Below are 12,180 nucleotides of genomic sequence, written 5' to 3'. Positions count from 1 at the left end.
AACGAGATAACATTAAGACTACAGAAAGTGCATTGCATCTGAATGTGGATTTTCCCCTTCACTCTTCACCCTTTACGCTTCACAGTGTTGCGGCTGTTAGTTTTGCCGTTATATCGCTAGGCGTCAATGAGGGCCCAGTGATTATCCCATTGATAAGCTGAATAAAAGCGTTGTTCGCGACCGCGGTTGTCGAGCTGACTGATGCCGCCCTGGCCACTACCGAGCCAGATTTGGCCATTTTTGGCCGAGGCGCCGGACGCATCGGGCAGGGGAGCGATGCGGATCAGCTCGCCGCTGTGTCTGTGCCACAGACCATAGCAATTACCCGGAGGCGAGGTGGCGGCAATCAGGGTGTCGGTGACGGCGATGCTGGCAATGTAGTGATTGAAGCGTGCCCAGTCCAGCGGTGTACCGCCTAATGGCTGCAGTGCCTGGCCGGGCTTGTGACGCACGATCAGTGGCGGATAATCGTCCGGCTCGCCTCGGTATTGCTGGCCACTAAAGACTTCGCCGTCGGCGGTGACTGCGAGGTGGCGAATTGACAGATGCTTATCTGCCAGCGTGGCTTGTGCTAACAGGCGGCCATCTTTGGCATCCAGATAGCTGAGGCTGGGCGCCATGGTGTCCAGGTTCAAGGGCTCGCGGCCATAGGTATGCACACCGCCCACGCCGACCACCAGATTACCGTTGGGCATTAGCCGAATTTCGTGGGGGCCGATACCAAAATTGCTATATTCGCCGACTTTTTCCAGACGATGGTTATCAAGCGTATAAACGCCGATGATGCCCTGACTGCTGTCGCTCACGCCTTCGGTGGTATACAGGGTCTGTCCGTCGGCACTGAATACGCCATGGCCGTAATAATGGCGACCCGTATCGGCCTGACGTACCTGAAGGGTTTCACCACTGTGATGATTGAACAGACATAAAAACTGGCCGGGGCGTCGCGCATGGCACACCGCCAGCGGTAACCCGGGATGCACCGCCATGCCGTGTCCGCGTGCCGGCAAGGGCAGCTCGTAACGCAAGCTGCCATCCAGATTCAGTGACTGCACCACATACTGTTCTTGCTCACGTCGCCCTCCGCCAATCAGATAAGACTGACGGTCGGGGGCGGTATTGGGCAGGGCGCAGCCGACCAGGCCCAGGCTGCTCAGCACGCCGGCGGCGCTTAGCACTTGTAGAGAGGCTACCTTTAAAAATTGCCGCCGTTCCATCAGTCACCGTCCGTTGAGTTGAAGCCCAGGCTCAAGCCCAGATCACTGGGCAGCCGTTGTTTCAGCTGATAGCCCAGTTGATCGAAAGACAGTTTGAAGCGCAGCAAGTCGGCATAGTTATCTCCTTGCAGCCAGTGAGCCAGGCTGTCGCCGGCGGGCAGGTGAGCTTGCGTGTCGGCAAAGGCTTTATCCAACGCCTCGACGGTCGCCTGATGTTCGGTGCCAGCCTGCATCAGGTAGGTGCGCATACCGCCCTGGCGGTATTCCTGCTCAAGGGAGGTGAGGCTGGTGCGTAAAAAGTGCAACGACTGCTCGCTGCGCCAGGCTTCGGCAAACAGCGGGCGTGGATGCTGCACGGTATTCAGCGGCAGCTCGAATTTCTTTTCGATGCGATCATAGCGGTGAGACAGCTGGCCTAATATCTGGGTCAGCAGGGCGGTGGACCCGCCTTGTCGCTGCATTTGTGCCAGTTGTTGCTGGTAGCCGTCGGCATCATGCCAGGCGGCTTGCAGTTGGCTGCCATTGCTGGCCAGTTGCGCCGTGATGCCGGGTAGCAGAAGGCAGCGCTGTGGCGTACTCAAATCGTTTTCCAGCAGATACTCGACCGCACTCAAGGTAGTGACCACACCTCGGTCCGGCACCTGTCCTCCCTTGGCCACGGCGGCCAGCTCACGCTGTACCTGCTTGCCGACCGTGTCTTTTTTGTCTGGCCAGAATTGAAAGGCAAAGCTCAAACCTTCAGCGTCCAGCGGGCCGCCGCTTTGTCCCTGATGAGTACTCCAGGCGGCAAAACTGTTGCGCCATTCTTGCTTAACGACGTCAAGTGAAGGCTTGGTTTGCTGATCGGTTTGCTGGCAGTAGTGGCTACTTGCCTGCTGCAACAGCGTTAATTGGTTGGCCAGTAGATCGGCTTGCTGGCGCATAAAGACCAGATGGTCATTGGCCAGGGTGTGCAATGCGGCGTCGGCGGCTGGCTGACTCTGGCAAGCGCTCAGCGTGCCCAGGGTGGCCAGCAGTAACAGGGATTTCTTCATAACGACTCCAGAAAAGCGATAAGTTGCGCGCGCTCGGTGCTGCTCATGGCGATAACACTGCGCTTGGCCGGTTCGGCTTCACCACCGTGCCAGAGAAGGGCTTCCAGCAGGGTGCGGGCACGGCCATCATGCAGGTAAAAGCTGTCTTCAACTCCGGCCACTTCGGCGGCATAGCCCAACCCCCATAGCGGAGGAGTACGCCATTCGCGGCCACTGGCCAAAAACTCGGGGCGGTTATCCGCCAGTCCTTCGCCCATGTCGTGCAGCAGCAAATCGGTATAGGGATAAATTTGCTGCCGACTGAGCGCGGGGCTGTGGTGTTGGCCTGTGGTGTAAGAGGGGGTGTGGCAGCCGCTGCAACCCAGGGCGAGAAACAGCTGTTCACCGGCCTGCACCTCCGGGTTATCCAGCTGACGACGGGCCGGTACCGCCAGGTGCTGACTGTAGAAGGTCACCGCATCCAGAATGTCTTCGCTGACTTCCCGTTTGCCGCCATTGGCAAAGCGATCGCATTCCTGGGCTGGGCTACAGTCATCGGCTAAAAACAGCGACGAGGTAATGCCCATATCACCGGCAAAGGCGCTGGCATTTTGCTGACGCAGGCTGGGCTGGCCGGCTTTCCAGCCAAAGCGTCCCAGCACGGTTGCCTGTGCCTGGTTATCCCACACCCGGTTGGCGCGACCACTGATGCCATCGCCATCGGGCTGTTCACGGGCCAGCAGATCGGTCTCATCAATGGCCTCCAGCAGACCAAGGCCAATCATGGGCGGCGCTATGCGTGACGAGAACATGGTTTCTGGGTGCGGCTTGCCATAGCCCCAATCGCTCACGGTAAGAACAGGATCGCGTAACTCCACCCGAGTGCCATCGTTCAGGCGAACAACATGGGTCTGGTAGCGGATGTTGACCTTGCCTTCGGGCCTGGCACCGGGGATGGCCATGTCTTGCAGCTGACCGCCATAGGTCGGCTCGTTAATCACGCCGTGTGTTGTTAGCCAGGCTTGCTGTTCCGGGCTACCATCGGCAGGAATAGACAACCGTACCAGCATGGACACCGCATTATCACTGTTGTCATGGGGCGGATGGCCGCGACCGTCTTTGATATGGCAGCTCTGGCAGGCGTTGGTGTTAAACAGAGGACCCAGGCCATCCCGTGCATCTGTGGTCGCCGGTGCCGTGACCCAGGGATTGCGAAAAAAGCTGTTGCCGACCGAAAAGTCGAGGCGCTTGTCAAAGCTTAAATTGACCGCCGGCATAGAAAAGGCATTGCCGCCGGTTTTGTCGGTGGTGGTGTCACCGCCTGGTTTGGCGGGGTTGGCCTGGGCATTCAGGGCCAGCGCGGCGCACAGCAGTGCGCCTGAAAGTCGAAACAACATATTGAATCCAGAATAAAAAACGGTGAAGAGCGAAGAGAGATGAGTGAAGAGGAAAGTACACCGTCTTTAGATACGGTGCATTTTCTGTGGCCTGGGTGTGATTTTCGTCCCCTTCACTTTTTACCCTTCACCCTTTACAAGATGCGCCTAAAACTCGTGGTCGGCCGTGTCTGGGCTCAGGTTATTGATGCCGATGGTATTGGCCGCCAGCTCAATGGCGCGGGTCTGTTCAACCAGGGCATCGATGGCATCTTGTACCAGCTGATTGCCGGCCGGGTTATCGGCACTGATTAACTGGTCGAAATGCACCTTGTTCACTTCGGCCGACTGCACCAGCTGGTAAACCGCTTGTTCGCTGCTGCGCATTTGTGCGTCAATCTTCTTGGCGGCGCTGCTGTCTTGCTGAGCCACCAGTTGCAGCAAAGACGGGCCCTGAATGGTGCTGCCATCGATGCGCTGATATTCGCCAAACATCAGGTTAACGATACCTTTCTCGTCGTAGTAATGGGCGTTATGGGTGTTATCGGAAAAACAATCGTGCTCGTCTTCTACCGAGTTGGCCACCAGCGCCACCTTCATACGCTCGCCGGCCAGCTCGCCCAGAGACAAGGAACCCATGCCAAACAGCATGCGGCGCAGGCCTTCTTCGGCGGGCAGCGCGGTGAGTTCGGCACGATAGTTCTCTGCATTGCCTGCCTGCCACTGGCTGCTCATCCAGCCCAGATCGCTGATCAGCAATTCGCTGGCGGCCTGCAGATAATCACGGCGACGATCACAGTTGCCGTTGGTGCAATCCGCGCCCAGTACATAATCGGTATAGGCACGCTCACCGGCACCGGCGTTGGTACCGTTCAAATCCTGACCCCACAGCAGGAACTCGATGGCGTGATAACCGGAGGCCACGTTGGCTTCTGAACCGGCGACTTCATTGAGGCCCGCCAATAACTCGGGCGTGATGTGCGTGACATCCAGATGCTCGCCGCCGACCTGCAGTACTTTATTGGCGATAATGTTGGCGGTGGCTCCCTGGTTACCCAATTCGTGCTGATAACCCGGTGCTACATAGTCGATCAGGCCTTCATCCAGTGGCCAGGCATTCAGCTGGCCTTCCCAATCGTCTACTACCGGGTTGGCGAAGCGGAAGGTTTCAGACTGCTGGTAAGGCACCCGCGCCGCAATCCAGGCGGTACGAGCCTGCTCCAGAGTGCGCTCGCTTGGGCTGGCCAGCAGTTGCTTGATGGCCACATCCAGTTGCTCGGCAGCCGTCAAGGAGTCGGCGTATACCGCATGGGCGATGTCGGCATAATGTTCGACCACTTGCTGCTGGCTAACTGCAGGAGTATGAGTTTGGGCGCAACCGCTCAGCAGGGCGCCTACCGTGGCGGCGAGCACGAGTTTAGGGTAAGGCATTCGGGCATCCTTATGACTATGCGTGTGAGAATCGTTTGTATTATCGAGTCGGAATAGTAGCGTCTATAACCAAACGGTCGCAAGAAATAATTGGATGGGTCAATAAAGTGATGTGTCAGAGATACGGGTGATGAGGGATGAAAGGTAGCGGCAAACTCCCGCGTTCAGCCGTACGCTGTAAGTCAAAGCAAGACGGTATTTGCCTTTAACGTATGGCGTACAACGCCAGGCGTATCGCTTTTTGGGCTTATTCGGCAATATCGGCGATCACGGCGCCAAGCAGGCTGGCCAGCAGCTCGGCGGTGACTCCCAGTGACAAACCGCGCTTGCCACCGGACACCAGAATACGGTCATGCAGGCGTGCCGAATTGTCTACAACGGTGGTCAGGCATTTCTTCTGCGCAAATGGACTGATCCCCCCGACCTTGTAACCGGTGAGGCGCTCGGCCTTGGCCGGCGGCATCATATCGAGCTTCTTTACCCCGGCGGCCTTGGCCAGTCGCTTCAGATTCACCTTGCCGGAAGAGGGCACCAGCGCCACCACGGCCCCTTGTTCGCCCTCGGTCAGCAGCGTCTTGAACACCTGCTCCAGTGGCACCTGCAACTGCTCGGCCGCATGGGCACCAAAGTCGTCCTGAGCAGTACATTCATACTGATGCAGGGTAAAAGAGGCGTTTTGTTTTTCCAGAAACAGGATGGCGGGGGTCATGACAGAGTCCGAAATGGATAAAGGATACGGATGTGATTATGCAGCAAAAAGCCCCAGTGCCGATAGACTCCGGGGCTTTTTTCTTATTATTTACAGACTACTCCGCACAGCTGGAAGAGGCTGCAGGAATTGTTGTAGTCAACCGTCAAATGCCAGGGATGGCATTTGCCGAGCGCCGCATGGATGCGGGTTAAGCGAGTTGACGGAGGCAATCCTGTTGCCTCTTTTGCACTGTATTTTTTCTTACAGCTTACCGCTGATTTATCCGGTATTTCGCATGCCGGCGGCGATGCCGGCTATGGTCACCATCAGCGCCTGGTCCAATACCGGGTGAATCTCCCCTTCATGCTGGCGAGAGCGTTTCAGCAGCTCGGCCTGCAACACGTTGAGCGGATCTGTGTACGGATTACGTAACTTGATCGACTCCTTGATCCAGGGTTCATCGGATAACAGCTCGGCTTCTTCTTTCAACTGCAGAATCAGCTTCATGCTGGCCTGCAACTCATCTCGCAAACGCTTGCCCAAGGGCTTGAGCTCGGTGGGCACCAGCAGGCTGTCGTAGTAGGCGGCCAGGTTCGAGTCGGCTTTGAGAAACACCATTTCCAGCATGTCGAGCCGGGCACGGAAGAACGGCCAGCGTTTGTTCATCGCCATCAGGGTATTTTCATGACCCGCCGCAATCACGACTTCCAGCCCCTTGTGCGCACCCAGCCAGGCGGGCAGCATCAAGCGATTTTGCGTCCAGGCAAAAATCCAGGGAATGGCGCGCAGGCTTTCTACACCGCCGTTGGGCTTGCGCTTGGCCGGGCGAGAGCCCAGCGGTAACTTGCCCAGCTCCAGCTCCGGCGTGGCGGCGCGAAAATAGGGTACAAAATCCGGCTCGTCGCGGATCAGCGAACGATAGTGAGCACAAGACACTTCGGCCATGGTGTCCATCAGCTCGCGCCACTGAGGCTCTGGCTCAGGTGGAGGTAACAGGTTGGCTTCCAGTACCGCACTGGCATAGAGGGCCAGGCTGTCGATGGCTACCTTGGGCAGACCAAATTTAAAGCGGATCATCTCGCCCTGTTCGGTGACCCGCAGCCCGCCCAGTGTGGAGCCGGGAGGCTGCGCCAGAATTGCCTGGCGAGCGGGACCACCCCCACGGCCCAGGCTGCCGCCACGGCCGTGAAACAGGGTCAGCTTTATCTGCTCGTTATCGCTAACGGCGACCAGTTTTTCCATGGCGCTGTATTGCGCCCAGCCTGCGGCCATCATGCCCGCGTCTTTGGCCGAGTCGGAATAGCCAATCATCACGTATTGTCGACCTTGCAGATAACCACGATACCAAGGCAGTTTATAGAGTTGCTCTATCACCTCGGCGCCGTTATTGAGATCATCCAGGGTTTCAAACAAAGGCGCGACCGGCAAAGGGAAATTGACGCCGCACTCTTTCAGTAACAGCTGTACGGCCAGCACATCGGAGGGCGCGCCGGCCATGGAGATAATATAGATACCGAAGGCGTCTTGCGGATGCTCGGCAATGACCTTGCAGGTATCCAGCACTTCCTGGGTGTCTGCACTGGGCTGCCACTGACGCGGTAACAAGGGGCGACGGGAATTCAGCTCGTTGAGCAAGAAGGCCTGCTTGTCGGCTTCGCTCCAGTCGGCATAATCCCCCAGCCCTAAATAGCGGCTGATTTCGGCCAGCGCCTGAGTGTGGCGCTCGCCATCCTGGCGAACATCCAGCTTGAGCAGGTGAATGCCAAAGCAGGCGACCTTGCGGATCACGTCCAGCAGCAGGCCATCGGCAATTTTGCCCAGGCCGCAGTCTTGCAGCGAGCGGTAGCACAGTTCCAGGGGCTGGCGCAGTTGTTCTGTGGTGTTAATCAGGTCTCGCGCATCTGTGCTCTGGCCCTGGACCTTGGCGTTAAGATACAGCAGAGTTTCGCGCAGATCTTCGCGAAGCTGGCGCAATATGGCGCGGTAGGGTTCGTCGCTTTGATCGGTCTGCTGGTACAGTTCATCATTGGCTTGCGACATCGACAGTTCGGACACCAGTTCCTGAATATCGTTGAGAAACAGCGAGCTGGCCATCCAGCGACCTAGCAAAAGCACTTCCCGGGTGACCTTGGCGGTCACGAAGGGGTTACCATCCCGGTCGCCGCCCATCCAGGAAGCAAAGCGCACTGGCGCGGCGTCCAGCGGCAGGCGTATACCCAGTTGGGATTGCAATTGATTATCGAGCTGGCGCATAAAGTTGGGCAGCGCCGGCCAGAGGCTGTTCTCGATAACGGCAAATCCCCAACGGGCTTCGTCGACCGGGGTGGGGCGCTGGGAACGTATTTCATTGCTGTGCCAGGCCTGAGTAATGAGCTGCTCGATACGGGCCAGTAATGCCGCTTTTTCCGGCTCGGGCAAATCCAGCTCCAATGCCGCCAGACAATCGTTCAGCTGCACATGTTTGTGAATAAAGGTACGTCGGGTCACTTCCGTGGGGTGAGCGGTAAGCACCAGCTCTATATCCAGCTCGGCCACGGCGGCCTTGATGTTGTCGTCGTTGATATCGGCGTGCTTCAAGCGCTCGAATACCTGACTGAGCGGACCGGCGCCTTTATCGTGCTGGGTCTGTCGAGAAATGGTATGAAACTGTTCGGCCACGTTGGCCAGGTTAAGAAATTGGCTGAAGGCGCGGGCCACGGGCAATAACTCGTCGTCACTCAAATGCTTGAGCGTATCGAGTAGTTGCTGCTGATCGTCGTCATTACCCTGGCGGGCCGACTTGGCCAGCTGGCGAATGGTTTCTATCTTGTCGAGAAAGCTGATGCCATGGTGATCCTTGATGGTATCGCCCAGCAATTGCCCCAGCAGACCCACATTGGCCCTGAGTGCCGCATGATTATCCATATCTGCCTCATCTATTATCTAGTTGTTATCATTTTTTGTTTCCGTTGAACGTTATCTAGCCAGCTTTCGCCATAGCGGTCAATCCTGCTGAAGATGAGGCTGTATTTTTGGGAGCTGGTTCGCTAAAAATGGCGGTCGAAGGGCCAATAATGAGGGGTGAAACCGGGTGCGCGTGGCAAGCAAAGCGCCTGGTGACGGATAAGGTCGAACGTGGGCGAGTCTCGAGTTGGGCTCTGTTTTCTTGTGCCGGTGCAGGCAAAAAAATACCGGGGCCAGCCCGGTATCTTGGTATGACAATCAAGTGTTTGCTCTTCTCTTCACCGGACGCTTTACTTTTGTTCGGCTAAACAAAAGCGACTGACCAAGCGTTGAATAATATCGATGGTGGGCTTAACAAAGGATAAGTCCAGATACTCATCCGGCTGGTGAGCCTGAGCAATATGGCCAGGACCCAGTACTATGGTCTGGCAACCCAGCTGGTTGATAAAGGGCGCTTCGGTACAGTAGTTGACGGCTTCGGCCGCATTGCCTGATATCTCGGCGGCTGCCTTCACCAGTTCACCCTCGGGATCGGTGCCGTAGGGGGGAATGGGCTCGTGCAGATGGAACAATTCCAGTGCATTGGGGTATTGCTCTTTAATGGGCTCAAGCGCGTGATGTAGCAGTCCCATTAATTCATCCGGGCCTACGCCGGGGATGGGACGCATATCGAAGTTCAGCTCGCAGCAGGCACAAATACGATTAGGACTGTCGCCGCCGTTGATGTGACCCAGGTTCAGCGTGGGCTGCGGTACCTTGAAATGATGATTGCCGTAATTTTCCTTGAGCTGGCGCTGTAAGTCCAACAAGCGACCCATCACTTTATGCATGATTTCCAGCGCATTAACGCCATTGGCCGGATCGGAACTGTGACCGCTTTTACCGGTAATGCGAATGGCTTCCGACATATGCCCCTTGTGCATCATCACCGGCACCAAACCGGTGGGCTCACCAATCACCGCATAATCGGGTTTGATGGCCATGGCACTGGCGATGGCGCGCGCCCCGGCCATGGTGGTTTCTTCATCGGCGGTGGCCAGAATACGAATCGGCTTGGTGAGTTTGCTCAAGTCCATGTCTTTCAGGGCTTCAACAATAAAGGCAAAGAAGCCTTTCATGTCGATGACGCCCAACCCGTAGAGGCGGTCGCCTTCTTCGGTGAGCTTAAAGGGGTCTTTGGTCCAGCGACCTTCATCATAAGGCACCGTATCGGTATGACCGGCCAGCAGCAGGCCGCCGTCGCCTTCGCCCCTGGTGGCCACCAGGTTGAACTTACCGGGCAGGTTGGGCAGCTCTGTTACTTCAACGGCAAAGCCGAGTTGGCTGAACCAGTCAGCCAGCAGGCGAATGACCTGCTCGTTACTTTGATCCCAGCTGCTTTCGGTGCTGCTGATAGAGGGCAGGGCGATAAGGTCGCGATACATATCGAGCAGTTTGAGTGATGTCATAGGATCTCCATAAAAAACCATCAATTTATATTCATCAATGTTGCATAAGTATTTAACTATTGCTAGTCTGACTGCCTATTCTTATCTGGGTAACTAGCGTAGCAAATGGCCATGTATTTCCTTTCTCTATTGCGGCGACGACGACAGCTCGCCTAAGCCATTGCCTTAGGGTGACATAAGCCCTTGAAACACGCTAGGCTGACGCCTGCATCTAGACCTAAGCCAACTTCAACTTGACGGATACGCCCATGTTAAAAGCTGCAATTATTGGTGCCAGCGGTTATACCGGAGCCGAACTGGCCGGTTTAGTCCACGCCCACCCACACCTTTCCTTAGCTGGCCTCTATGTATCAGAGGGTAGTCAAGATGCTCATAAACCTTTTACCAGTTTGCATCCCCGCTGGCGCGGCGTTATCGACCAGCCCTTGCTGCCCCTGGATGACGAGGCGCTGAGCCGCATTCATGTGGATGCCGATCTGGTGCTGCTGGCCACGGCTCATGAAGTGAGCCACGATCTGGCGCCGGGCTTTGTTGCCAAAGGCTTGCCGGTATTTGATTTGTCCGGTGCCTTTCGGGTACCTGGTGCAGACTTTTACGAGCGTTTTTACGGCTTTACCCACCAGCACGGCGACTGGCTGAGCCAGGCAGCCTATGGGTTGGCGGAATGGAATCAGGAGGCGATTAAAGCGGCCAAACTGGTTGCCGTTCCGGGCTGTTACCCCACGGCCTCATTAAGTGCGCTCAAGCCGTTGCAGGCCGCCGGGCTGATTGCCGAAGGCAGCAAGCCCATAATCAGCGCCGTGTCCGGCGTCAGTGGTGCCGGCCGCAAGGCAAGCATGGCGAACAGCTTCTGCGAAGTCAGCTTCAAACCTTATGGTGTGCTCAATCATCGCCACCAGCCGGAAATCAGTCATCATCTCGATAATCAGGTGGTGTTTCAGCCGCATCTGGGTAATTTTATCCGCGGTATTCTGGCCACCATTTATGTACAGCTGAATGACGATGTGAGCGACGAGCAAATTGCCGCCGCTTACCACACCGCCTACGACGGCCAGAAAATTGTGCGCCTGACCGGCCAGTGGCCACAAATCAATGATGTAGCGGGCACCCCCTTCTGTGATCTGCACTGGGCACGGGACGGCAACCAGTTAATCGTGGTGTCGGCCATCGACAACCTGCTGAAAGGGGCGGCCAGCCAGGCTATTCAATGTATCAATATTCATCAGGGATTCTCGCCACTGGCGGGCCTGGTGCAGGAGTAAATCAGGATGACGACTCAACAAACACCGCTGGTGATTAAGCTGGGCGGAACCCTGCTGGAAAGTAATGACGCCCTGGCGGCGTTATTCACCACCCTGAAAACTTTTGTTGATCAGGTAAGACGCCCTTTGGTACTGGTGCATGGCGGTGGCGTGTTGGTAGATAACCAGCTGAACGCCATGGGCCTGACCTCGACCAAAAAAGACGGCCTGCGGGTCACGCCGGTTGAGCATATCGGGGTGATCACCGGCGCCCTGGCGGGTACAGCCAACAAATTGTTGCTGGCACAGGCGATTGCGCACAATATCAGTGCCGTGGGACTGTGCCTGGGCGATGGTGGTTTATGTCGCGTCAGCCAGCTGGATCCCGAGCTGGGTGCGGTGGGCAAGATTGAAGGTGGCGATGCCACCCTGGTCAGCACCCTGTTAGCCGGTGGTTTTTTGCCGGTGGTCAGCTCCATCGGCATCACCTTTGATGGGCAGCTGATGAACGTCAACGCCGATCAGGCGGGAACCGCCATTGCCGAGGTACTGGATGCCGACCTGGTCATGCTGTCGGATGTGAGCGGCATTCTTGATGGCGATCGTCAGCTGATTAACGAGCTGACCGAAGTCCGCGCCCTTGAGCTGATGCAGCAAGGTGTAATTACCGATGGTATGGCTGTTAAAGTGAAGGCGGCGCTAAAGGCGACCAAGACACTGGGTAAACCGGTTGCCGTGGGCAGCTGGCGTAACCCTGAACAATTATTATCGCTGCTGGCTGGTGAGTCCGAGTTTGGCACCCGGATTTCACACTAAGGAG

General features: G+C 56.8%; 10 protein-coding genes. 3 read left to right on the top strand and 7 right to left on the bottom strand.

Features of this window, described 5'->3' with window-relative positions:
• Nucleotides 1–116: 116 nt before the first annotated feature.
• The 5 genes from IEW52_RS05880 to ybaK form a co-directional block, all read right to left on the bottom strand.
• The gene (locus IEW52_RS05880; RefSeq protein WP_188629141.1) at nucleotides 117–1,217 is read right to left on the bottom strand and encodes a DUF1513 domain-containing protein; all 1,101 of its coding nucleotides are present in this window, start codon (nucleotides 1,215–1,217) and stop codon (nucleotides 117–119) included.
• Nucleotides 1,217–2,251: an imelysin family protein gene (locus IEW52_RS05875; RefSeq protein WP_188629140.1), complete on the bottom strand. Its 1,035-nt coding sequence runs from the start codon at nucleotides 2,249–2,251 to the stop codon at nucleotides 1,217–1,219. The genes IEW52_RS05880 and IEW52_RS05875 overlap by 1 nt, the downstream gene beginning before the upstream one ends.
• Nucleotides 2,248–3,627, bottom strand: a complete 1,380-nt coding sequence (locus IEW52_RS05870) for a di-heme oxidoreductase family protein (RefSeq protein ID WP_188629139.1) — start codon at nucleotides 3,625–3,627, stop codon at nucleotides 2,248–2,250. The genes IEW52_RS05875 and IEW52_RS05870 overlap by 4 nt, the downstream gene beginning before the upstream one ends.
• Nucleotides 3,628–3,774: 147 nt before the next feature.
• Nucleotides 3,775–5,037, bottom strand: coding sequence for an imelysin family protein (locus tag IEW52_RS05865; protein ID WP_188629138.1), 1,263 nt, complete (start codon nucleotides 5,035–5,037; stop codon nucleotides 3,775–3,777).
• A gap of 247 nt (nucleotides 5,038–5,284) precedes the next feature.
• Nucleotides 5,285–5,746, bottom strand: coding sequence for a Cys-tRNA(Pro) deacylase (gene ybaK / locus IEW52_RS05860; protein ID WP_188629137.1), 462 nt, complete (start codon nucleotides 5,744–5,746; stop codon nucleotides 5,285–5,287).
• A gap of 38 nt (nucleotides 5,747–5,784) precedes the next feature.
• Between ybaK and IEW52_RS05855 the strand changes: the two genes are divergently transcribed.
• On the top strand, nucleotides 5,785–5,940 hold the full coding sequence (locus IEW52_RS05855; RefSeq protein WP_188629136.1) for a hypothetical protein: 156 nt from the start codon (nucleotides 5,785–5,787) through the stop codon (nucleotides 5,938–5,940).
• 67 nt (nucleotides 5,941–6,007) lie between these two features.
• Here IEW52_RS05855 and ppc read toward each other — a convergent pair whose 3' ends face one another.
• Both ppc and argE read right to left on the bottom strand, forming a co-directional pair.
• A complete protein-coding gene (ppc, locus tag IEW52_RS05850) occupies nucleotides 6,008–8,632 on the bottom strand; it encodes a phosphoenolpyruvate carboxylase (protein ID WP_188629135.1) in 2,625 nt (874 codons plus the stop codon).
• 329 nt (nucleotides 8,633–8,961) lie between these two features.
• Nucleotides 8,962–10,119 (bottom strand): acetylornithine deacetylase, encoded by a 1,158-nt coding sequence (argE, locus tag IEW52_RS05845; RefSeq protein WP_188629134.1) that lies wholly within the window; start codon nucleotides 10,117–10,119, stop codon nucleotides 8,962–8,964.
• A 248-nt stretch (nucleotides 10,120–10,367) separates the two neighbouring features.
• Between argE and argC the strand changes: the two genes are divergently transcribed.
• Both argC and argB read left to right on the top strand, forming a co-directional pair.
• Nucleotides 10,368–11,381, top strand: coding sequence for an N-acetyl-gamma-glutamyl-phosphate reductase (argC, locus tag IEW52_RS05840; RefSeq protein ID WP_188629133.1), 1,014 nt, complete (start codon nucleotides 10,368–10,370; stop codon nucleotides 11,379–11,381).
• A 6-nt stretch (nucleotides 11,382–11,387) separates the two neighbouring features.
• Complete coding sequence (gene argB, locus IEW52_RS05835; protein ID WP_188629132.1) at nucleotides 11,388–12,176, top strand: acetylglutamate kinase; 789 nt, start codon at nucleotides 11,388–11,390, stop codon at nucleotides 12,174–12,176.
• The last annotated feature ends 4 nt before the right edge of the window (nucleotides 12,177–12,180 follow it).

Origin of the sequence: Oceanisphaera marina (assembly GCF_014643915.1) — a bacterium.
GTDB lineage: Bacteria > Pseudomonadota > Gammaproteobacteria > Enterobacterales > Aeromonadaceae > Oceanimonas > Oceanimonas marina.
The sequence above is the reverse complement of the archived record's forward strand: the minus strand, read 5'-3'. Positions and strand labels throughout refer to the sequence as shown.

Coding starts and splice junctions, on each gene's coding strand:
- ybaK (WP_188629137.1), bottom strand. CDS start 5,746: ATGACCCCCGCCATCCTGTTTCTGGAAAAACAAAACGCCTCTTTTACC.
- IEW52_RS05875 (WP_188629140.1), bottom strand. CDS start 2,251: ATGAAGAAATCCCTGTTACTGCTGGCCACCCTGGGCACGCTGAGCGCT.
- IEW52_RS05855 (WP_188629136.1), top strand. CDS start 5,785: ATGCAGCAAAAAGCCCCAGTGCCGATAGACTCCGGGGCTTTTTTCTTA.
- argC (WP_188629133.1), top strand. CDS start 10,368: ATGTTAAAAGCTGCAATTATTGGTGCCAGCGGTTATACCGGAGCCGAA.
- argE (WP_188629134.1), bottom strand. CDS start 10,119: ATGACATCACTCAAACTGCTCGATATGTATCGCGACCTTATCGCCCTG.
- IEW52_RS05870 (WP_188629139.1), bottom strand. CDS start 3,627: ATGTTGTTTCGACTTTCAGGCGCACTGCTGTGCGCCGCGCTGGCCCTG.
- IEW52_RS05865 (WP_188629138.1), bottom strand. CDS start 5,037: ATGCCTTACCCTAAACTCGTGCTCGCCGCCACGGTAGGCGCCCTGCTG.
- IEW52_RS05880 (WP_188629141.1), bottom strand. CDS start 1,217: ATGGAACGGCGGCAATTTTTAAAGGTAGCCTCTCTACAAGTGCTAAGC.
- argB (WP_188629132.1), top strand. CDS start 11,388: ATGACGACTCAACAAACACCGCTGGTGATTAAGCTGGGCGGAACCCTG.
- ppc (WP_188629135.1), bottom strand. CDS start 8,632: ATGGATAATCATGCGGCACTCAGGGCCAATGTGGGTCTGCTGGGGCAA.